This window comes from Methanosarcina sp. (assembly GCF_049706645.1).
Taxonomy (GTDB): domain Archaea; phylum Halobacteriota; class Methanosarcinia; order Methanosarcinales; family Methanosarcinaceae; genus Methanosarcina.
This window is the reverse complement of record NZ_JBNAKP010000021.1, coordinates 50155-71473: the sequence shown is the minus strand read 5'-3', so window position 1 is coordinate 71473 and position 21319 is coordinate 50155. Positions and strand designations below refer to the sequence as shown.

Here is a 21319-nt window from a genome sequence, read left to right as displayed (position 1 = left end):
CTGCCGATTTAGGGACTGAAGAAATGATTCTCATATTACTTGAAAAAAGAAACCGCATACAAACGGTCTCCACAAACCTTTTTTGATCCAAAACAGATCCGTATCTGGATATTTTATCCTGAATAGTTGAATGAAATATATATACCTATGGAATGTTTTATTTACATGTTCTGAATGGTAAGGCCTTTTTGCAAAGAAGTTAAATAAGGCATTTTGGTCAAGCTTTTTTGCAAAAAGATTGCGCTATTTAATATCATTTATATCTCTTAATAATTATAATAATATTTAAAGCTTATTGAAGCCAGTTATCGGTAAACATTTCTTATCTGGAACTTCATTCAAAGTGAGCTACCCTCTGATTCAAAGGAAATTATTTCTCCTGTCCTCTTATACACACGCAGTCCTTCCGGAAGTTTTGAAGCGAATTCTGCGGAACTAAGAATTTCCAGGAACCTGTGGACTTCGGGAGTTTCCAGCATTTCCTTCCTTATCAGGAAATCGTACTCTTCTTCTGCAAATTTTATGAATTTGAGGCCACCCTTCTCTGTACAGTTTCTTATTCCCACGCCTGCCTCAGCCTTTCCTGAAGCAACCGTCTCACAGATAGCTACCTCCGATTTTGCTCCGGATGCATATCCGGGAATCGAATCCGCAAATTCCTTCTTATTGATCCCCTTTCCAGCTACGAATTCTGCAATTTTGAGGTCTAGAAGAGCTCTTGTGCCCGATCCCAGGTTCCGGTTGATCAGGCGTTTTCCCGGAAGGTCCGAAAGTCCGGAAATCGGGCTGTCCTGCCTGACAATTAATCCCACTTCTCGCCTGTACCCTTTGACGAGCACAACGCCTGAGAGTCCCATATTCTCTATTGTAGGGGCATTGTACAGGATTCCGTCCTGTCCCCTGGGATCTCCCGACGGCATATTCACGCCTGCAATATCGGCTGTATTTGCGGCAATTGCGCTGAAACCTCCGCTTGAGCCAGTGTACAGGATCCTGAAGCGAAGCCCGCTAAGGTCTTCAAGCAGGTCAAGGCCAGGGCAGAAGCCTCCTGCTATCAGGAGGTCAGGTTTTTCGACCCCCCCAAAAAGGGTCACCTCTACAGGGGTTCCTGCCTCAATAAACTCGGTACTGGGTGGGATCTCGATAAAGCCATCGGCTCCGGAAAGAGAGGTTATTGCACCTGAACCCCGATCTGCGGGATAAACCCGTCCCCGGATCAGGCCTACAGGAAGAAGCTGCTGCCTTCCTTCGGAACGGAAGCCAGTGCCCATAACTCCGTTTTTCACTTTTTTAAGTTCGGTTCCTGCTCCAAGGGCTTTCCGGAGCAGTGGAGCTACGAATTCATTAAAGATAATTAGCGCAGATGTCGGGTTTCCGGGCAGCCCTATGACCGGGACACCCTTTATCATGCCGATAACTACGGGTTTTCCGGGCTTTATATTAATGCCGTGGGCCAGAGTCTCGCCGATTTCGTCGATCAAACGGTACATCACATCCCCGGTTCCTGATGACGTGCTGCCTGAGGTCAGGATCAACGTGCATTCCGAGACCGCGGTTTCGAGTGCCTTTCTCATAACTGTTTCATTGTCCTTTACAATCCCGTAAAGCAGGGGGAAAGCTCCGCATTCCTGCACCCCGGCGCATAAGGTGTAGGAATTTGCATCATATACCTGCCCCAGGGCAAGTTTATCCCCGGGATGCACAAGCTCGTCTCCTGTCGAGATTATCCCAACCTGCAATTTAAGGGCAGGAACGTAGTTTTTTCCGACAGACGCAAGCACACCGATTTCCCTGGTTCCGAGCTTTCGCCCTGCCCTGAGCACACGTTCTCCCTTCAGGATGTCCGAACCTGGCTTCATTATATTCTCGCCTACAGTTACGGGCCTGTAAATGAATGCGGTCCCGTTTTCCTCAGAGCTGTATTCAACCATAACTACAGAATCAGCTCCTTCAGGGATAGGAGCTCCAGTTGCGATTTCCACAGCTTCCCCTGCCGAAATTGTGAATTTGGCATCCGAGCCTGCTGGAATATTCCCTAGCACCTTTAGCCCTGCTGGCTCAGTTTCACTGCAGGCATATGTATCCTCTGCTCTTACGGCATATCCGTCCATTATTGCTCTTGCAAAAGGAGGCACATTGATTTCGGCGACAATATCCTCTGCAAGGATTTTACCGTGAGCTTTTTCAAGGGCCAAACCTTCCTGCCCGGGGAGAACCTGCAGGCTGTCTATTATTTCCCGTGCCTTCTCTACAGAGATAAGTTTCCGAAATTCCTTTCGCTTCATAGAAATCCAATCCTGAACCCATAGGCTTTCAAATAAGTTTTTTAGTTTAATAGCATTTCCAGGTATGTTTTATACGTACTTTTTCCTTCAGGAAGATATTGAAGGCAAGTCGGTTAAGAGATGCGCAAACCGAAGCTTAAAAAAGCTCAAAAGGGAGCTTAAATAAAACTTTAAAAAAGGTTCTAAAAATAAAAGCTGCTCCGGAACGTTAATCAAAAAGAGCCAAGGCGGGAAAGTCCCGCGTGATTTTATCGCCTTTTCTATTTCTTTCGCTTTTCAGGGCAGATTTATTTATAAATGGGTGTGCCCGTGTTCTGGGTTATTTTCTCAAAAGCTTCAACCATCCTCTTTGTAAGCGGCCCGGGTTTACCTGTGCCTATTAGCCTTCCGTCAAGTCTGGTCAGGGGGGCGGATTCGGCTGCGGTTCCGGTAACAAAGATCTCATCTGCTGTGTAGAGGTCAAATAAACCCAGATTTGATTCAATGGTCCTGTATCCCATTTCGTCAAGAAGTTCTATGGCTGTGGCCCTGGTAATCCCTTTCAGGTTGCTGATCGTGAAAGGCGTAAACACCTGGTCGTTCTTGACTATGAAGATATTATCTCCCGAGCCCTCACAGACAAAACCATTCTGGTCGAGGAAAATAGCTTCGTCTCCTCCTTTTTCGTTGGCTTCGATCTTTGCAAGGATGTTGTTCAGGTAGTTCAGGGATTTGATATTCGGGGATAGGGCATCAGGCGCATTTCTCCGGACACAGACACTGACTCCTGTGAGCCCGACTTCATACAGGTCGCCGTACATGGCTCCCCAGCCCTGGGCTATGATGATCACGCTGGGATTCTCACATTTGCGGGGGTCAAGCCCGAGATCTCCGACTCCTCTTGAGACAATAGGGCGGATATATGCATCTTTAAGGTTATTTTTCCTCAGGGTCTCAAGAATTATCTCACTCATTTCTTCTTTGGTAAGTGGGATATCCATTGCGATTGCCTTTGCGGAGTCGTAAAGCCTGTCAACATGCTCTTTTAACTTAAAGACACGCCCATTGTATGCCCTAATCCCTTCAAAAACACCGTCGCCATAGAGGAAGCCATGGTCATAGACCGAAACTCTGGCTTCGGATTTGGGAACAAAGATCCCATTCAGATAAATTAGTAACTCACTCATTTGCGAACAATCCTCTGCAATTTTAATATTTTATAAAGTTTACTCTTTTCGATACTTTAACCGAATGTCTAATTTACAAACTTCAGTATGCCACTCGCTTTTTCATTAATTGGCAGTATGCGAGTCCTCTGCAGGGTTCTTAACGGACCTCAAAGCTTTAGGGGAAGTTTCCATACTGTAACTCTTAAATGAAACGCTAAATATAGCGGATATTTACTGATTATATATTATAATTCCGCTTCTAACTAAATATTTTAAGACTTTGCCAGCCCGGATTATAACATTCATACAAAAAGCTTTTATGTTAAAACGCTCATTTCGTATTCCGCAGTAGGAAAAACAAACAGGGCTCGTGGCTTAGCCAGGATATAGCGCTGGGCTTCTAACCCAGACGTCGGGGGTTCAAATCCCTTCGAGCCCGCTTAACTCTTTATTTACTTCTAACTGCCCTAAGTAAATTGTTTTCATTTCTCTCTTTCTGGCGCGTTTATCCTTTTTTTGCAGAATTCCATATACTCTATTTATGTTCCCATTTTCATTCATTTCTACGGTAAACAGTTCTTAGCTTAGTTGCAGCTCTACCAGAGCGTGCACAGTTTTTGCTTCAAAACTTTGATTTCAATACCGTAGAAATCATAAAAATAAGATTTACTCGCTAAGTAAACGAAAAATTGAGATAACAAAAGACTAGGAAAGTAGAATTAAAAACAAAAATTTAAGAAAAAAAATTTGCCGGAAAATACTAAAATTCATCATGCAGTCCATTACTTTCCCGGCCTGTTTAAGGTCTCATCGCTGGAAATCGCTGCCCTGGGTGCTTGGTACCATTTCAAATTTTTCTCCCGAGGGCATAAGTATTGCCAGGATAATATACAGGATAATACCAATTCCTTGCAGAGCAAGGGCTGCAAAAGCAAGCCTTATAAAGGTCGGGTCAATGCCAAAGTATTCTCCCAACCCGCCGCAGACTCCAAAGAGCATACGGTCTTTCTTGCTTTTAGTCAGGCGCTTCTTCATGGTGTAGGCGGTCCGCTTTTCTTCTCTGGCTTCCTCTCTGGCTTCCCTGGCTTCTTCTCTAACTTTTTCTCTGGCCTCTTCAGCGGCTCCTTCTCTTTTCTCTCCAGGTTCTACTGTGACTTTTTCTTCCATATCTTTCTGAGGCTTTGCCCATGACTCCTCAGTATAGCCAGTTTCAGGTTTTCCCGGTGCCTTGAATTCGCTTTCTTCCGGGACTTTTCTCTCTTCGAATGTGGGACTTCCTATGGCTTCCTTTTCTTCCATATCTCTTTCAGGCTTTTCCCAGGATTCCTCTTTATAGCCAGTCTCAAGTTCCCCTTGAGGTTTGAATTCGCTTTTTTTCGGTTCTTCTCTTTCCAGGGATTCGGTACTTCCACTGGCTTCTTCGGTTTTTCCCTCACGTCTCGCACCTGGTTCCTCTTTAGATTCGGCTATAGGTACCCCTGGCGCTTCAAAAAAGTTTCCTTTAGTCACCTTTTTTTCTTGAGATTCGGGATTTTCCTGCATAATGACTATTCTATTTTTGAGGATTTATATTATACTGGTACTTTTTCGATCCTTTTTACTATTTTCATCTTTTTTCTTCGATTTCAGTGACATTCCGAGCAGCCGCATTCTTTTCTACTGCGCAAGATTCCGTATAACATCAAAGGGAGAAGGAAAACCGCAAAACCGAGTTTCAGATCTTCGGGAAGCAGCTCTTTTGCGGTACCCACGGTTGCGATTGCGCTGATCCCGAGTTTCAGATAAAACCAGTCCAACAGGAGTCCTGCTCCAAGGGCACAGAGGGAGATCACTCCAAGATAAAGGGCTGCCGAACGTTTTCCAAGGAAGCGGGCGACCATAGTTATGGTTGCTGCATTGGTTGCCGGACCTGCAAGGAGGAAAACAAAAGCTGTGCCCGGACTCATTCCTTTGGCTACGAGACTTGCGGCAAGAGGGGTGGAAGCTGTAGCGCAGATGTAAAGAGGAATTCCCACTAAAAGCATGACCATCATTGACCCGAGGCCGCCGCCAAGATAATTCTGGATAAAGCTTTCGGGGACTGCATAGGAAATTATTCCTGCAAAAAGGATCCCGATGAGCATCCATCTAGAAATCTCTCCTGGAAGCTCGATATAAGCATATTTAATCCCTTTAATCAACCTGGCTTTTACCGACTCTTTATTTTCCCCGCCTGTCCCGGATCCTTTTTCTTCGCACCCACAGCTTTCGCAGCCGAATGACGAGGTGTCTTTCTGGAAGCCTGGACTCGCCAGGGCAAGTTTCCGGACACCTTCAGGCTTATTACTGATTTCCAGAGGCTTTGCTTCTATACCCTTAACTATAGTGATTGCAGGCCCGGTTTTTTCATTATCCGAATCTTCTGGCTTATTGCAACTGCAGGAGGAGCCGCATGGGTTTCTCTGTGCCGAAGCTCCGATTAAAGTCGAGACTGCAAGAACTCCTGCTCTCTTCCCGGGATTTTCTTCTTTTTTGCTATTCTTCTCTTTCGGTTCTTCTCCTATCAAAAAGTTGTCTGCAAGCCCTGCAAGGATAGCAGTCATAAGGGCAGCAAGCGGGCGGAAAACTGCCATCAGAGGGTCCAGAAGAGCATAAGTAACCGCTATCGAGTCTACTCCTGTCTCGGGAGTCGAAATAAGGAAGGATAGGGTTGCGCCCCGGTTTGCTCCCCTTTTTCTTATCGACATGGCTGCAGGAATCACCCCGCATGAACATAATGGAAGGGGAAGACCTGCCAGGGACGCATTGACAACAGAACGAACTTTTCCTGCAGATGCCCCCAGGTACTCCACAATCTTCTGGTCAGGCACCAGGATATTGAGAAGACCTGCAATCCCCAGACCGAAAATCAAATAGGGAGCTGCCTCTACGAAGATTTCCCAGGATGCGAGGAGAATGCCTGAGAAAAGGGCCAGAACGGAATTGAGGAATTGAAAGCTCATGCTTTTTCCTCCACATGTTCAAGGCACATCTCAATCAGTGTGCGGACATGCTCGTCTGCAATATAATAAATCGTAAATTTTCCCTCCCTCCTGACCCGCACGAGGTCAAGCTGCCTGAGGGTGCGAAGCCCGTGAGAGACTGCGGACTGAGTGACACTAAGTGCCTGCTCGAGTTCGCAGACACACATCTCTTTTTGCCTTAGCAGGAAAAGGATCTTAAGACGGGTATCGGACTGGAGCGCCTGAAATACCGCAGCCATTCGCGTGATGCTGCCCGAATCAGGAACTTTTTGCAACAGGTTTCCTATTTGTTTTGAATCCACTCTTTCACATTTATCTTGCATGAACATATGAACAGCTGTTCATATATTAATACCCTCTCAAAAGTTGCGGTAATTGAGTAAGTCGTCATAACCTTAGATTCATCATAACCTTAGATTTTTCAGAGCTTTAAGAGCGCGTTAGAGCTTTAGATTTGTCAAAATCTTAAAATTTGTCAGCCCTTTTACTCTATCTTAAAACCCGTTAGTGCCCGTTTTCAGAGCACCAGTATAAGAATAAAAAAGACTGCAAGGATAAAAAGGGCTTTCCAGTCATTTTTCTGCATGGAAAGCTCATGCATCGAGGTCCTCCTGCTTCCCTGGTAACCTCTGCTCTCCATTGCGAGGGCCAGTTCTTCAGCATCCCTGATTACACCTCTGAGCAGGGGAATTGCAAGGGCAGGAACCGAGTGGAAAGGATTTTTCACAAAATCCATGCCTCTTGCAGCCTGAGCCGCTTTTGTCCGTTCGACTCGCTCGAACAGAAGGGGAAGAAACGCTATGGAGATATTCATCATGGTAGCAAGCTCAAAAGAAGTGATTCCAAGCCAGCGCAGGGGTAAAGGCCTTAGCATTCTTTCTATGCCGCAGGTAATTGCGGAGGGGTCGGTACTGGCCGTCAGAAGGGCTGCAAAAAGTAACAGGAGTATAAACCGGGCAGCAAGCTTGAGCCCAATTTCCAGCCCTTCCAGGCTCGGCTGCAGGATCCAGTACGAAGCAAAGGCTCTCCCGTCGGTGAAAAATAGCTGCGCAAGAAAGATGAAAGTTATGAAAAGCATCATAGGCCTCACTGCTCTGAAAAATATCTTTATCGGCAACCCTGAGAGCAAAGCGAGGGCAAAGAAAAACGCGAAAAGCGCCCCTATTCCTGCAAAATTCTCAATCCTGAACGTTAGAATTCCAAGCAGCATCACTGCTGCAATTTTTGTCCTCGGGTCAAACCTGTGAAGAAGGGAAGCCCCAGGCACGTAACTGAAGACAGGTTCCTGCATATTCTCTCGCGTTTGTCCTTGTAAAGTATCTTTCAGGAATTTTTCCGGCGCTTTCCGTTTTAATTCCTCTTGGTTCTAGTTTCGTTATCCCATTTTTCAATCTAATTTCCGTTATCTTCTTTTTCAAAAGCGGATTTCACTTTCAGGATCTCTTCAAGAGCATCTTCAACCGTGAATGCTGCAGGGTTTACTGGCATTCCTCTTGCTCTGAGTTCTTTCATCATGGAGGCTATAGGAGGAAGAGGTACACAGCCTTTCTCAAGGTAGCTTTCCCGGCTGCCCTGGAAAACTATCCTTCCCTCCCTTATGAGCACGATTCTTTCCAGCAAAGGAAAGAACCCTTTAAGATTATGGGTTACCGTTATAACTGCAGTCCCCATCTCTTTTACTTTTTTGAGAGTTTCAAGGATTTCCTTTTTCCCAGCCGGGTCAAGCCCTGTTATGGGCTCGTCCAGTATCAGGTAGTCCGGCCTGAGGGCAAGGGCACTTGCAAGGGCAACTCTTTGCATTTCTCCGCCACTCAGGCTGAAAGGGTCTCGAGATAGTGCGGTCCGGTCAAGAGAAACAGCTTCAATCGCCTCATATACCCTTTCCTCGGTTTCTTTTCTCGAGTACCCGAAGTTCAGAGGCCCGAAAGCTATTTCCTCATATACGCTCTTACAAAAGAGCTGGTCAGCAGCCTGTTGAAAAACCATCCCTATCCTGCGTTTTGCTTCTCTTGAGGACGGATCAAGCCCATCCACGCGGACGGTTCCGGTTTCCGGCTTCAAAAGTCCGTTGAGAAGTTTTGTGAGAGTAGATTTCCCTGCGCCTTTTTCTCCCAGTATTCCTATGAACTCTCCTTTCTCTATTTGCAGGTTAATGGCTCTTAAAGCGGGCGTTTCGAGAGGGGTCTTTCTGGAATAGGAAAAACTTACGTTTTCAAGAATAATCGGCATATTTCCTCTGCAAAGCTCTCGGGGGAAGAGGTTTTTTCCCAGGGGATTATTACTCCGTGTGTTTTCAGGTTCTCGGCCAGCTCAATCAAAGAAGGCAGGGCAAGCCCAAGGCTCTGGAGGGAAGCATCAGAAAAAACGCTCTCAGGGTCTCCTTCAAGCCTGATTTTCCCGTTTTCCATGACAAGGATTCGATCCGCGTCATGAAGTTCTTCGAGATTATGAGTAATATATACAATGGTTTTTCCCTTTTTATGCAGCTTTTTTATGGTTTCGAGGACAGTTATTCCGGATTCCGGGTCAAGCATGGAAGTAACCTCATCAAAAATAAGGCATTCAGGCCTCATTGCAAGAATTCCTGCCAAGGCTACACACTGTCCCTGTCCTCCACTCAGGGTTTTTGGAGAACGGTGCCTGTACTTCTCAAGCTCGGTTTCGGCAAGCGCCATATCTACGCACTTCCTGATTTCCACAGGAGGGAGGCAGAGATTCTCGGGGCCGAAAGCTAGATCCTCTTCGACAGTCCTGCCTACAAACTGAGTTTCAGGATTCTGGAACACGACACCTACGAGCTTCCGGATTCCCGGAAGCTTTGAAGGGTCACGGGTATCCATTCCCCTTATCATTATCCTGCCGGTCTGGGGTTTAAGGAGCCCGCTGAGCTGAAGGGCAAGTGTGGATTTTCCGCTGCCGTTTTTCCCTGTTACCCCTATAAATTCCCCCTTTTTTATAGCCAGGTTTATATTCTGAAGCGCGGGGGTACCATCAGGATAACTGTAACTTACTTTTTCAAGCCTGATCATGCTTAATCAAAGTTTTATTTCTTCATTTTAAATTTTCTGGAAAATTCGAGCTTCTTCCTTAATCTCAATTTCTTTTTTCCAGAAAAAATTAGAAATAAGGTGGTTTTAGAGCTCATGGGTTGAAGCAATATATGCGGCAACTACCGTTTTTACGATTTCTCCCGGCAGAAAAGGAATGACACCAAGAGCGAGGGCCGTTCCAGGCCCGACTTCAGCTATAAACATCAACTGGATAAACCCGCAAGCATAGATAATGAGGATTCCTACACTCATATTAAGAGCATTAATAAAAAGGCCGGATTTATCAGCATTTTCAACTTTCTCGGAAAGCTTTCCTATAGTATAAGCCGCCAGGATGAAGCCAAATATATATCCACCTGTGGGCCCAAGGAGCACTCCCATGCCGGAACTACCTCCTGCAAAGACAGGAAGCCCTGCTATGCCAAGCAGGGTATACACTATCATGCTCAGGCCTCCCCATTTGCTTTTCAACATGCTTCCGGCAAGCAGGACAAAAAAAACCTGCAGTGTAACAGGGACAGGGGAGAAAGGTATAGGAATCTGTATATAAGCTCCTGCGGCAGTCAGGGCCGCAAAAAGGGATGCGAAAACCATCATTCTAAGTTCTGGAGTATGGGTGGAATAGGAGTCGTTGTTTTTTGTATGCACATTTTTTCCTCTTCTCAATTTTACGCGATTTTCTCAATTTTCTCGCCTTTTTCAGACCTGTTAGAGCTTCTTATGCCCCAAAATTGGCAGGCAAGATCGTCCGGTGCAAGATAAAGGTTATACTAGATATAGAAACTTAAATTAATAGAGATAGAAACTTAAACTGGTTAGAGGGAATTTAAGCTGGTTGATATAGATGGAATCTAACTAATGGAGACTTAAACCGGGTAATAGAGGGCGAATCTAACTGCTGGGGCTTAGATCAACTGACTGAGATTGTGAATTGATTAATAAAGGATCGAAATTACTGATAGAGGCTGAAACCTGCAGTAACCCTATCAGCCTGATATTCGATAACTCTATAAAGGTAAATCCCTAAGCTCTGAAAGATAGACAGCCAATTGAAAATGTCCGGGCAGCTATGGAAGAGGACCCGGGCGAGGTAAACTCTGAAAGATAGATAGCCAATTGAAAATCTAAGATATTGTTAACCTCACTAGGGTCAATGGTTTACATTGGATTTAAAACTTTCCTGAACAATCGATTTTTGTTTTGCAGGCTCACATTTCTCCCCTCTGGAGCGATAATTTGATATATATCTTATACCGGTATTATGGATACTTCACCGGGAATGCAAATTCAGTAAGCAGCTGCAAGATTGTATTTTTAGGGAAGCATTTATGGGCGCGTGGCCTAGCCAGGATATGGCGGCAGCCTCCTAAGCTGTAAATCGGGGGTTCAAATCCCTTCGCGCCCGCTAATTTCCTTTAACCTGCTTTTGTCAGCTTTATCCGGAAAGAAGTCTATTTTCGAACTTTATTGCTTTCTGTATGCTTTATCGACTCAGAAGGAGAATCGGATCTTCCTGAGTTTCAGATACATCCCTGTAGACTATGGAAAATTTCTTATCTGGAAAATGAGTATTTCCATAGCGGTACACAGTACGGTTTTATAAATTATAAGCCAGTACAGTCCATTCTATTAGAATAAATGCCACCTCAGAGGAAACACGAATTGATCAGGAAAGCCAGGGTAAACGACGTTGCTGTAATGAAGCAGATTATCAATACTTACTCGAAGGAAGAGCTAATGCTAGCCCGTTCACTGAGTGAGATGTACGAGAGCATCCGGGATTACTATGTCTGCGAGATTGATGGAGAGGTTGTGGGCTGCTGTGCCCTGCACGTAGTATGGGAAGACCTTGCAGAGATACTTGCCCTTGCCGTGGACCCCGGATGTGCAAGAAAAGGAATAGGCACAAAGCTTGTCTCGGCCTGCCTTGAGGATGCGGAAAACCTTGGAATGAAGGAAGTCTTCGCACTTACTTACGTGCCTGAGTTCTTCGAAACCATGGGCTTTAAGATTGTAGACAAAAACACCCTTCCCAGAAAAATCTGGTCCGGTTGTCTGAGATGCCCCAAGTTTCCGGACTGTAATGAAATTGCTGTCCTGAAATCAATTAATTCCTGAATTGCTTCCGAAATCTCTCTTTCCTATTTTTTCCGACTTCAAAAATTTAAATTAGAATCTACATGATTTCGATTTATAGTATTTAGAATAAATGTAAATAGTCAAAATCAAAAATTATTTATTCAGGCAGTTACGTTTTTTAGGTTATCCTAATTATCTGGTCTGAAGTCAGGCATGTGTTGGCGGGATGATATTAATGCATATCGATCGATTTGAAGAATATCTTGAAACTATTCTCTACCTCATTAGAAAGAACCAGGGCCCTGCAAAGACCAAACAGATCTCTGAAGAACTCAATGTATCTCCGCCGAGCGTGACGGAAATGATAAAAAAGTTATATTCTTCAGGACTTGTAGAGTATACACCTTATCAGGGAGTCGAATTGACAGAAAAAGGAACTGATCAGGCTATCAGGATCAAAAGGAAACACCAGGTGCTTGAAACTTTCCTGGTTGATGTCCTTGATTTCGATAGGAAGGAAGCCCATAAAGAAGCCTGCGAACTTGAGCATGCAGTATCGGATGCCGTACTTGAAAGGATCTACGAATTTCTGGGAAGTCCCGAGTATTGCCCTGACGGGAACCCTATCAATATTGACAAAAATAATATTGGGCGAGAGGAGAAATTCGTCCCGCTTGATGAAATGGAAGAGGGAAGTTCAGGCAAAGTTGCACGGGTAACCCTTCCAAGAGAGACAAAGGAACGCCTCATCTCACTTGGTATTCTTACGGGAGAAGATATTGAAGTAAGGCGCAAGCAGAAACAGGGCTGTATCTCGGTTATAGCAGTAGGGTCGGAAATCGCTCTCGGAAGGGATATTGCAAAGAAGATTTTCATAGCTCCGAAAAGCAAAAGTGTGTAAACGGGCAGAGAAGGCATATAACTGGCATGGAACCGTATAACTGGAGACGTGATAGGAATTTCCAGCTCATGTTGCACTTCCGGAAGCGGAAATAAGAGCAAAACCCCTTACGATCTGACAATCGCTTTTATAGGCAACCCAAGCGTTGGAAAAAGCGTCTTCTTCAGCAGGCTAACCGGGGTAGGTGTCGAGGTCTCGAATTATCCTGGCACGACAGTTGCCCTTAAAAGGGGAATTGTAAAGGCCCGGGAAAAAACTATTGAAGTCATTGACCTGCCAGGCATTTATTCCCTTGGGGTCGCAAACGAAGATGAGAAGGTAACCAAGAGATTTCTGATCGAGGACCGGCCGGATATCATCGTCAATGTCCTTGATGCGAGCAGGCTTGAAAGAAATCTGTACCTTACCCTGCAGCTTCTGGAACTCGATATCCCTATGGTTGTTGCGTTAAACCAGGTGGATCTGGCCGCAGACCTTGGGGTTCTCGTTGATGCGGACGGACTCTCTGAACTTCTTGGCCTGCCTGTAGTGCCAACGGTTGCTACCTGGGGGATAGGGCTTGATGAGGTAATGCTTGTAGCCCTTGCAGAACAGGATAAGACTCAGGAGCATCACAGGGTAAGATACAGCCAGTGGATCCGGCAGGCTCTTTCCAGCCTGGATTATGCTTTTCCCAAAATCCCCCCAAGTGTAAAAATTGCAGTTCTGCTGAACGATGCCGAGTTTGTAGAGCTCTGTTGTATGCCGCCTGAAGCTAATGCCCTGCTCTCTTCTGCCAGGCGGCTAAGGCAGAATCTGGAGATGGAACACGGGATTTCGGTACCTGATACGGTTGCAAGAGATCTCTATGGGGAAGCCGGATATATTGTGGACAGCGTGGTTTCAAGGTTCGAGCCTAAAAAAAGCTTGAGGGAAAAGATAGATGCCATTCTTACTTCCCCAAACTTCGGAATTGCAGTGCTCGTATCTGCCCTGCTCCTCACTTTTCTTCTTGTTTTCCGCGTAGGAGGTTTCCTTGAGACCTGGATTGTGAATGAAATTTTTGAGCCTTATGTGATTCTGCCTGCTGAGGCCGCAACCTCAGATATGCCGCCTATCCTGGGAAACCTGATCGTGTATTCTCTTCGGGGTGTGGAAGCCGGATTCGCAATTGCAATTCCCTATATTGCAGTCTTTTACGCTATTCTTTCCATATTTGAGGACTCGGGCTATCTTACCAGGGCAGCTTTCCTTCTTGACAATCTCACGCATAAGCTCGGACTTCACGGAAGAGCTGTAATCCCGCTGGTTCTTGGCTTTGGCTGCAATGTCCCTGCAATTATGGCAGTGCATTCCCTTGGCACGCGGCGGGAAAAGAGGATAGCTTCCCTTCTTATATCTTTAATTCCTTGCTCTGCCAGAACGGTTATCATCCTGGGGCTTGTAGGAACTTTCGTAGGCTTCTGGCCTGCGGTCTCAATCTATGTTATGGAGATCATTATCATTGTCGGTATGGGCTGGGTTCTGGGAAAGAGCCTGCCAGGCCAGAGAAGCGGTTTTATTATGGAAATGACCCCCCTCAGAAGACCGGCACTGAAGTCTACCCTCAAAAAAACCTGGATGAAGAGTCGGGAGTTCTTCTACATTGCTTTTCCGCTTCTTCTCGTTGGAAGTGCTTTTCTCGGGGTTGTCGATGCCCTGGGACTCCTTTCGATCTTCCAGGATTTTGTGGAGCCCATATCTGTCGGCCTGCTGGGCCTTCCATCATTTGCTGCAACAGCTCTGGTTTTCGGGATTCTTCGAAAGGAAATGGCTCTTCAGATCCTTGCCGTTCTTGCAGGCACAGCCAACTTTGCAGCTGTAATGACACCTATTCAGATGTACCAGTTTGCTGTAATTACAACAATTTATATCCCCTGTGTAGCAACGATTGCAGTACTGAAGCACGAACTTGGAACAAAAGATACGGCTCTGATAGTTTTTTTTACCACATTCCTGGCTCTTGGAATGGGGATCCTGATACGTGTTTTCGGGCCTTCTTTCCTTTAATTTCTTTTTTCTTTTTTCCACAATTTTACAGATTTTTCTGTCTTTTCTTGCGTCAAAAAGCAGCTATCTTTCTTTATAGCTTTCCAGGATCATTTTATGAAAGGGAAGTTTCTCTATGTTGAGCATAACGTTTATATATTAATAAGCTCGTTTCTTTCTTTCTAAAGTATTCTGCTTTTACCGCAAATTATTAATATTTGGTACATCGTGTTTATTCCCGATGACCCGAATCACCAATCACTTACACAAAAACGTGTTGAGTGTTATTATGGATATTATTGAAATGGATCATTTCCGCGAGCCTGAACTTGAAGAGGTTCAATTTTTCCTTGAAAGCACCGGAACTCATGGTTCCGTTGTTAACGAAGCTGCCGTGGAAATGGACTGTACATCCCCCAAAGTCCAATCAAGGGAGAGTGTACTGATCGATTTCAAGGATTCCTTTTCATCCATTAACTAACACTTCCCCTTAAAAATTTTCCATCCCCTTACTGAAATCCAACCTTTAACTCCTTCTATTTTAGAGTTAAGCTTGGGTTTCATTCCACTATTTTGCAATATTGTCAAGTTCTTTTCTGAATCTTACCCTGTGAAGCTTCCCCTGTACTTGAACATTATTGCCACTTGATTTATTCGGGAAACGAGATCTTCCTCAGTCTCTCATATTTACTGTTTTTGTAAAGGAGATATCAAAAATTATTTATCCTAAATGTTTATAGACTATTTATCCAGGATATTTATAAACTATTTATCCGAAATATTTATAATCTATTTATAAATTTTTTACCCAAATTGTTTATCCGATTTGTCCTCTATTTTACCCCCCGGAAATACTTCTTTTAATTTTTAGAACCTCCTTAAAATTTCCTTTTATATCCTTTCTCCTCTGCTTCGAGCCGATTCTGCAGAATATTTCCGCAAGATTAATAAACCGATTTTTATTCTTATTTATCAGAGAGTTCTATAAGGCCGGAAAAAACTATCGATTACCATATATATATAAAGTAAGATTACATGTACTTTGTACATATTATTTAAATTTCCATGATCTAATCAATTTAATTATAATTGCGCTGACTGCCTTGCGCCCAGAAAACTCCAGGCAATCAGGAAATCGGAACCCGAATTGTAAGAGGTATTTTTAATGAGAACTGGACAGAGGGACGTGCATAATACACCGCTTAAAAGGCGACTGTCAATAACCTATGAGGAGCTCGAGACTCTCAAGAAATCGATTAAGGTTTCGGTTCTCAATGAACTGCGGGCCGAAATGGAAAACGTTTCCGATCAGGACTACATCAAGGATCTTGTCCTTTCCGAAATCAGGACAGAGCTTATGGGAATCCCTAACCCTGCCCTACTCAAGGCTTCCATCCTCAATGAATTGAGGACGGAATTGAAAGCATCCGGGGAAAATGACTCGGGGGCGACTGACCGGAAACTGAGGGAACTTGCAGGCATTCAGGATGGGCTTGTCCGTGAATTGCTTGACCAGAAAATGCTTGTAAAAAAACTGGAAACACAGATAGGAACTCTCACTAAACAGCTGGAGGATGCTAAAAAGACCGCTCCGGTTGCTCAACCTTCTGTTGTTCCGCCTTCTATTGCTCTTGCCCTTCCCGAAGACCCTCTGGACCTTCCGCCTCTTTCCAGAAAGCCCAAACAAAAACCTGAATCCCGAAAAGAAAACCCGGCATACAGACTGGGTGAGTTCAAGGAAGCGCCTGCTCCCCTGCCAGGTACAGGTGCAAAAGTTCAGCTAAAGCTCAGGGAAGTCGAGCCAGCAGAACTTGACAGAGAAGAAGCCGAAACTAAGTGTGAATATATTATTGCAGAAAGCGGGGATAGAAGACGACTTAAAGGCGCTGTGAGACAGCAGCCGTCGATCAGAGAGCCTGCCAGGCAGCAGTCATCGATCCTAACGGAGCCCAGGCAGCAGTCTTCAGGACCGTCGTTCCCTCAAAGACGACCTTCTGCTGTTAGAACGGACCCTGTGAAAACCCAACCTGCAGACGACTATAAGTGTGAGTATATAATCGCCGAGAAGACAACGAAAAAGCATTTCATAGAAGAGTCCGTGGACGTGCGGGAAAAAGAAGATGCTGAGATTATAACATGCAGCCGGAAAAATTCTCGGGCGTAATGAGGCTTAAAAGAACAAAAACTTCTCAAAAACGTAGAATTACAGAGGCATTCTGTGTATATAAAAGAGATTGAATTTGTTAATTTTAAGTCCTTCGGGAAAAAAGTAAAGCTTTCCTTTTATAATGACTTTACCACGATTTCCGGCCCTAATGGGAGTGGAAAGTCTAACATAATAGATGGAATTCTCTTTGCACTCGGGCTTACCAGTTCAAGGACTCTTCGGGCTGAAAAACTTACTGATCTGATTTACAACGGCGATGCGGCAAAAAAGCCTGATTTTGCCCAGGTTACGATTCGTTTTGACAATTCTGACCGCAAGTTACCCCTGGAACTTGACGAGGTTGAAATCTCAAGAAAGGTTCGGCGAACAAAAAGCGGGTACTACAGCTATTTTTATTTCAACGGAAAAGCCGTAAGTCTTGGAGAAATCCATTCCCAGCTTGCGAAAGCAGGCGTAACGCCTGAAGGTTATAATGTTGTTATGCAGGGAGATGTTACGCAGATCATCTCAATGACCTCTGTGGAAAGAAGAAAAATTATCGATGAAATCGCAGGGGTTGCAGAATTTGATGAACGCAAGCAAAAGGCGCTTGGGGAACTTGAAGTTGTAAGACAGCAAATCGAGCGTGTAGATATAATCCTTGAAGAAGTACGCACCCAGCTGGGAAAACTGGCAGGGGAACGCGATCAGGCCTTAAAATACCAGGCACTTAAGGCTGAAAAAATCAAATTCGAAGGATATGTCCTGCTTTCGAAGCTTAAGGACGCAAGGGCTGAGCTGCAGAACGTGGACAAGGAACTTGCAGGAAAGGAAGAGCATCTTGAAAAAGTCCAGCTCCTGCTGAACGAGAGAACGCAGGAACTTCAGGCCCTTGAGGAAGCCCTGGAAAAGCTTTCCGTTGAAATTCGGAAAAAAGGAGAAGATGAACAGCTTCAGGTTAAGAAAGAAATCGAAGAGACCAGGGGAGAGATTTCTCGCTGTGTAGACAGTATTGAGATTTCGGAGTCCGAACTTGAGGAAGCTGACTCAAGGCGCAGGAAAGCTTTTGTAGAGATTGATTCCACCAAGGGAAAGGTCAGGGAGCTCGAAGAAAAAATCGAAGCCGAAAACCTGAGAAAGGACAGTATCTCTTCAGAGCTTTCCGAGCGCAAAACCGAACGTATGCTGCTCCAGAGCAGGATTGCGGATGTGGATGCAAAATTTGCTGCTACACGGGATGAGCTCATGGCTGCCAGGAAGAAGCTTGAGGATGCGAAAAACGAGAAAAACGAGCTCATCCGAACCGAAGATCGGTTCCTCGATACCCTCCGGAGAAAGTCTTCGGAACTCCGGGATATAGAAAACCAGATCAGGGATGCCGAAGCCGCGGTTGCTACTTCGGACAGTGACACTCTTTCTGTCAGGTATGAGCTTGAAAAGCTTTCCGAAAGCCTGGAGTCCCTTATTCGAGACCGCGATGACATCGAAAGCAGTCATTTCAGGATAAAGGAGGATATTCGGAAACTTGAGGGCAGGCTTCACGGTCTCCAGCAGGAATATGCAATCACGGAAGCAAGAGTGCGGGCTTCGGAACAGGGAGGAGGCTATTCCAGGGCTGTGGAGATGGTAATAGGGGCTGCAAGGCAGGAAGATCTCTTCGGAATTCATGGGACCATTGCCCAGCTTGGAAAAGTGGATAGGCAATACTCAACAGCTCTGGAGATTGCTGCAGGAAATCGGATGCAGGCGATTGTTGTGGATACGGACGCCGATGCTGCCGAAGCAATCGAATACCTGAAGCGCAGAAAGGGAGGGCGAGCTACTTTCCTTCCCCTAAACAAAATGAAAGAATCCAGGCGGCTTGAAAGCCTGAGTTATGAAAATGGAGTAATAGGGTACGCGATTGACCTTATTGAGTTTGATTCCCATTTTGAGCCTGCCTTCTGGTATGTTTTCCAGGATACCCTGGTTATGGAAAACCTTGCAAGTGCCCGCCGTCTCATGGGAAAGGCAAGAATGGTCACTCTTGAAGGCGAACTCCTGGAAAAGAGCGGAGCAATGGTAGGAGGGTCGATCTCCTCTAAATCGGGAATTTCCTTTGCGGCTGCAGAAAAAGATAAACTGCTTGAACTTGCAGAGGAGATCAGGTCCCTGGATACAAGCCGGAATGCAGCCATAAGCAAACAGGATAGCATTGAAAGCCACCTTTTCGAGTTAAGCCGGAAAATTCGGGACTGTGAGGCTACGATCTCAAGAAAGGAGCGCCAGCTTGAGGAAATCGCAGGCCGGGAAGCAAAACTTGCCGAGCTTCTTGAAGCTAAACAGGCCGACCTCAAAGCAATCGAGGTATCCAGAACCGAACTCAGGACTGAAATGGACAGAGTGATTGCGGAAAAGATCGATAAGGAAAAGGCTGTATCCGAACTTGAGGTGCAGATTTCCGGACTCGAAGAAAAGCTTGCTGATTCTCCCCTACCTGAAATCAATAAAAAGATCGAATTCGTTGATGAGGAACTCAGCCGGCTTGACGGCCGAATCCGGGATACTGAAGCCACCCTGAACGCCCTGCAGCTTGAAAAAGAGTATGCCGAACAGAAAATTGCCGAGGCGAAGGAACTTATCCGGGAGCTTGATGAAAAGAAAGCTTCAAGACTGGAGAAAGTTAACTCTCTGAAGGTAAAAATAAGAGAGTTTGAGGAAAAACTCGAGGAGAAGAAAACCAGGGAGCTCGAACTTTCGGATGAGCTTAAAGGGCTCCAGAAAGAGCGAGAAACCGTCCAGGCCGAGCACGGTGCTGTCAAACGCAGGGTAAGTATCGCCTCAACCACCCTTGAAAAGGCAAGGCAACAGGTGCTTACGCTCACAGCTACGAGAAATGCGCTTTTTGACCAGGAAAAGCAGTTTGTCGAAGAAATCCTCAGAAGAGGCATAGAGGAGACTGACGAGGTTCCGAATTACGAAACTGTTTACGTGAGGATTCAGGCAATCGATGAAGCCCTCAGGCGGCTTGAGCCCGTGAATATGCGAGCAATTGAAGAGTACAACGAGGTAGAACTCAGGCTTTCGGATTTGCAGGGAAAACGGGATACTCTCTTTACCGAAAGAGAGCAGCTCCTTGAGCGCATCGACCAGTATGAGCAATTAAAGCGAGATGCTTTTATGGAAGCCTATACAAGCATCAATGCCAATTTCAGGGAGATTTTCCACGAGCTTTCTGACGGCATGGGCGAGCTCTTACTTGAAGATCCTGATGACCCTTTTGCAGGAGGGATGACCCTTCGGGCGCAGCCAAAGGAAAAAACTCTTCAGAGAATCGAAGCGATGTCCGGAGGGGAAAAAAGCCTTACCGCACTTGCTTTCATTTTCGCGATCCAGCAATACCGTCCCGCTCCCTTCTATGCTTTTGATGAAATTGACATGTTTCTGGACGGCTGGAATGTGGAAAGGGTTTCAAGGCGCGTTAAAACCTCAGGATCAAAAGTCCAGTTTATCGTTGTTTCCTTAAGAAAACCCATGATTCAGGCCGCAGCCAGGACAATAGGGGTTACGATGCAGGAAAATAATTTCACGAGCATTACCGGAGTGAAGCTTAATGGCTGAACTTATGGATAACACAGGGGCAGCGCTTGAAGTTCCGCGACTTCAAGCCCTCACGGTTCGTGAATTCGATGAAAGCGATTCGCTTTTTGCGGACCCCGAAACTTATGGGCTGCCAGCCACTCTTTCATGCCTTGGAATTGATTGGAACCTGCTTGATATCTCAGAATTTGAGACCTACGAACCTCTGGGTATACTGGTAGAGCTTGCACGGGGCGGAAAGGTCGATCCCTGGGATATAGATATCGTACAGCTTACTGATAGTTTCCTGGGAAGAATAGAAGAGCTCAAACAGATGGACCTGAGAATTTCCTCAAGGACTCTTCTTTATTCTGCTATTCTCCTGCGCATGAAATCCTCGGGAATCCTTGAGGTAGAGGAAGAAGAGATAGATGCGTTTGAATCGGATTTTCCTGACGATCCCGATTTCCCTGAGCCTGAGGAATTTCCCGTTCCGAAGCTTCCTGTCCGCCGGGTTTCCACAAGGCCGGTCACACTCAACGAACTTATTCTTGAACTCAAAAAAGCCGAAAAAAGTCTCTCCAGAAAAAACGAAAAGAAAGCCAGCAAGGTTTCAGAAGAACCTGCTCTTCGCCCCCAGCTTACTACCGGGGACGTGCTTGGGATTGCACACGAAGAAACCATCAGCTCGCGATTGACCCTTATATGGGAAAGGCTTGCTGAAATATTTACGAAGCAACCTGTAGTAGTCTTTTCCAGCTTCCTGGAAACAAGTGAAGACAGGATTATGGATTATCTTTCTCTTCTTTTCCTTGCTTCAAACAGGAAGATCTGGCTTTTCCAGAATGAACTTTTCGAGGAATTATATATCTATCCGGGAGAGAAATCCGGTTTTTCCACAGAGGCTAACCCAGCTCTTTTCCATGAGATAGAGTTAAAATCGAAAGCCGAACTTTCAAAACCTCAAATTAAAGGCTCGCCAGTACCGGATTCTATCGGAAAGATGCCTCCGCAGGAAAATCCGGATGAAGGGCCTGAAATAATTGTGCCCTGAATATTATTTGCACCTTGAGGTCTTGCTTGTCCCTTGGATATTATTTGACCTTGAGATCTTGCGATTAACAAAAACCCTTAAAAGTCATT

17 protein-coding genes and 2 tRNA genes are annotated in these 21319 nt (G+C 45.4%); 9 read left to right on the top strand and 10 right to left on the bottom strand.

The features are described 5' to 3' along the window. Window positions 1-338: 338 nt before the first annotated feature. Together ACPK8D_RS08860 and ilvE are read right to left on the bottom strand one after the other, a co-directional pair. Complete coding sequence (locus ACPK8D_RS08860) at window positions 339-2285, bottom strand: molybdopterin biosynthesis protein (RefSeq protein ID WP_424717489.1); 1947 nt, start codon at window positions 2283-2285, stop codon at window positions 339-341. 287 nt (window positions 2286-2572) lie between these two features. Continuing rightward, complete coding sequence (gene ilvE, locus ACPK8D_RS08855; RefSeq protein ID WP_424717488.1) at window positions 2573-3451, bottom strand: branched-chain-amino-acid transaminase; 879 nt, start codon at window positions 3449-3451, stop codon at window positions 2573-2575. 346 nt (window positions 3452-3797) lie between these two features. Here ilvE and ACPK8D_RS08850 point away from each other — a divergent pair. Next, window positions 3798-3872, top strand: a tRNA-Arg gene (locus tag ACPK8D_RS08850). Here the strand turns inward: ACPK8D_RS08850 and ACPK8D_RS08845 are convergent. The 8 genes from ACPK8D_RS08845 to ACPK8D_RS08810 form a co-directional block, all read right to left on the bottom strand. Next, window positions 3854-3994, bottom strand: coding sequence for a hypothetical protein (locus ACPK8D_RS08845; RefSeq protein WP_424717487.1), 141 nt, complete (start codon window positions 3992-3994; stop codon window positions 3854-3856). The two genes, ACPK8D_RS08850 and ACPK8D_RS08845, sit on opposite strands and share 19 nt — an antisense overlap. A gap of 246 nt (window positions 3995-4240) precedes the next feature. After that, window positions 4241-4975 (bottom strand): PspC domain-containing protein, encoded by a 735-nt coding sequence (locus ACPK8D_RS08840; RefSeq protein WP_424717486.1) that lies wholly within the window; start codon window positions 4973-4975, stop codon window positions 4241-4243. Between the two features lie 83 nt (window positions 4976-5058). Continuing rightward, a complete protein-coding gene (locus ACPK8D_RS08835; protein WP_424717485.1) occupies window positions 5059-6414 on the bottom strand; it encodes an SO_0444 family Cu/Zn efflux transporter in 1356 nt (451 codons plus the stop codon). Beyond that, window positions 6411-6758, bottom strand: coding sequence for an ArsR/SmtB family transcription factor (locus ACPK8D_RS08830; protein ID WP_424717484.1), 348 nt, complete (start codon window positions 6756-6758; stop codon window positions 6411-6413). The genes ACPK8D_RS08835 and ACPK8D_RS08830 overlap by 4 nt, the downstream gene beginning before the upstream one ends. 194 nt (window positions 6759-6952) lie before the next feature. Then, window positions 6953-7726, bottom strand: a complete 774-nt coding sequence (locus ACPK8D_RS08825; protein WP_424717483.1) for an energy-coupling factor transporter transmembrane component T family protein — start codon at window positions 7724-7726, stop codon at window positions 6953-6955. Between the two features lie 101 nt (window positions 7727-7827). Then, window positions 7828-8664, bottom strand: coding sequence for an ATP-binding cassette domain-containing protein (locus ACPK8D_RS08820; protein ID WP_424717482.1), 837 nt, complete (start codon window positions 8662-8664; stop codon window positions 7828-7830). Further along, the gene (locus tag ACPK8D_RS08815) at window positions 8640-9464 is read right to left on the bottom strand and encodes an energy-coupling factor transporter ATPase (RefSeq protein WP_424717481.1); all 825 of its coding nucleotides are present in this window, start codon (window positions 9462-9464) and stop codon (window positions 8640-8642) included. Before ACPK8D_RS08815 ends, ACPK8D_RS08820 begins: the two co-directional genes overlap by 25 nt. Before the next feature lie 105 nt (window positions 9465-9569). After that, entirely contained in the window at window positions 9570-10082 is a 513-nt protein-coding gene (locus ACPK8D_RS08810; protein ID WP_424717583.1) for a biotin transporter BioY, read from the bottom strand. Between the two features lie 733 nt (window positions 10083-10815). Here ACPK8D_RS08810 and ACPK8D_RS08805 point away from each other — a divergent pair. The 8 genes from ACPK8D_RS08805 (at window position 10816) to ACPK8D_RS08770 (ending at window position 21230) form a co-directional block, all read left to right on the top strand. Continuing rightward, a tRNA-Arg gene (locus ACPK8D_RS08805) sits at window positions 10816-10890 on the top strand. A 233-nt stretch (window positions 10891-11123) separates the two neighbouring features. Continuing rightward, complete coding sequence (locus ACPK8D_RS08800) at window positions 11124-11603, top strand: N-acetyltransferase (RefSeq protein WP_424717480.1); 480 nt, start codon at window positions 11124-11126, stop codon at window positions 11601-11603. A gap of 196 nt (window positions 11604-11799) precedes the next feature. After that, window positions 11800-12465 carry a DtxR family transcriptional regulator gene (locus tag ACPK8D_RS08795; protein ID WP_424717479.1) on the top strand — a complete coding sequence of 222 codons (666 nt, stop codon included), beginning with the start codon at window positions 11800-11802 and terminating at the stop codon, window positions 12463-12465. 48 nt (window positions 12466-12513) lie between these two features. Then, a complete protein-coding gene (gene feoB, locus ACPK8D_RS08790) occupies window positions 12514-14493 on the top strand; it encodes a ferrous iron transport protein B (RefSeq protein ID WP_424717478.1) in 1980 nt (659 codons plus the stop codon). 268 nt (window positions 14494-14761) lie between these two features. After that, window positions 14762-14953, top strand: a complete 192-nt coding sequence (locus ACPK8D_RS08785) for a hypothetical protein (protein ID WP_424717477.1) — start codon at window positions 14762-14764, stop codon at window positions 14951-14953. 684 nt (window positions 14954-15637) lie between these two features. Further along, entirely contained in the window at window positions 15638-16636 is a 999-nt protein-coding gene (locus ACPK8D_RS08780) for a hypothetical protein (RefSeq protein WP_424717476.1), read from the top strand. 54 nt (window positions 16637-16690) lie between these two features. Continuing rightward, complete coding sequence (gene smc, locus ACPK8D_RS08775; RefSeq protein ID WP_424717475.1) at window positions 16691-20218, top strand: chromosome segregation protein SMC; 3528 nt, start codon at window positions 16691-16693, stop codon at window positions 20216-20218. Further along, window positions 20211-21230 (top strand): segregation/condensation protein A, encoded by a 1020-nt coding sequence (locus tag ACPK8D_RS08770; RefSeq protein WP_424717474.1) that lies wholly within the window; start codon window positions 20211-20213, stop codon window positions 21228-21230. The genes smc and ACPK8D_RS08770 overlap by 8 nt, the downstream gene beginning before the upstream one ends. Window positions 21231-21319: the final 89 nt, after the last annotated feature.

Excerpts from the sequence above, each read along its gene's own strand:
- ACPK8D_RS08835 (WP_424717485.1), bottom strand. The coding sequence starts at position 6,414 with ATGAGCTTTCAATTCCTCAATTCCGTTCTGGCCCTTTTCTCAGGCATT.
- ACPK8D_RS08825 (WP_424717483.1), bottom strand. The coding sequence starts at position 7,726 with ATGCAGGAACCTGTCTTCAGTTACGTGCCTGGGGCTTCCCTTCTTCAC.
- ilvE (WP_424717488.1), bottom strand. The coding sequence starts at position 3,451 with ATGAGTGAGTTACTAATTTATCTGAATGGGATCTTTGTTCCCAAATCC.
- ACPK8D_RS08845 (WP_424717487.1), bottom strand. The coding sequence starts at position 3,994 with ATGAATGAAAATGGGAACATAAATAGAGTATATGGAATTCTGCAAAAA.
- ACPK8D_RS08810 (WP_424717583.1), bottom strand. The coding sequence starts at position 10,082 with ATGATGGTTTTCGCATCCCTTTTTGCGGCCCTGACTGCCGCAGGAGCT.
- ACPK8D_RS08840 (WP_424717486.1), bottom strand. The coding sequence starts at position 4,975 with ATGCAGGAAAATCCCGAATCTCAAGAAAAAAAGGTGACTAAAGGAAAC.
- ACPK8D_RS08770 (WP_424717474.1), top strand. The coding sequence starts at position 20,211 with ATGGCTGAACTTATGGATAACACAGGGGCAGCGCTTGAAGTTCCGCGA.
- ACPK8D_RS08795 (WP_424717479.1), top strand. The coding sequence starts at position 11,800 with ATGCATATCGATCGATTTGAAGAATATCTTGAAACTATTCTCTACCTC.
- ACPK8D_RS08820 (WP_424717482.1), bottom strand. The coding sequence starts at position 8,664 with ATGCCGATTATTCTTGAAAACGTAAGTTTTTCCTATTCCAGAAAGACC.
- ACPK8D_RS08860 (WP_424717489.1), bottom strand. The coding sequence starts at position 2,285 with ATGAAGCGAAAGGAATTTCGGAAACTTATCTCTGTAGAGAAGGCACGG.
- ACPK8D_RS08830 (WP_424717484.1), bottom strand. The coding sequence starts at position 6,758 with ATGCAAGATAAATGTGAAAGAGTGGATTCAAAACAAATAGGAAACCTG.
- ACPK8D_RS08800 (WP_424717480.1), top strand. The coding sequence starts at position 11,124 with ATGCCACCTCAGAGGAAACACGAATTGATCAGGAAAGCCAGGGTAAAC.
- ACPK8D_RS08780 (WP_424717476.1), top strand. The coding sequence starts at position 15,638 with ATGAGAACTGGACAGAGGGACGTGCATAATACACCGCTTAAAAGGCGA.
- ACPK8D_RS08815 (WP_424717481.1), bottom strand. The coding sequence starts at position 9,464 with ATGATCAGGCTTGAAAAAGTAAGTTACAGTTATCCTGATGGTACCCCC.
- ACPK8D_RS08785 (WP_424717477.1), top strand. The coding sequence starts at position 14,762 with ATGGATATTATTGAAATGGATCATTTCCGCGAGCCTGAACTTGAAGAG.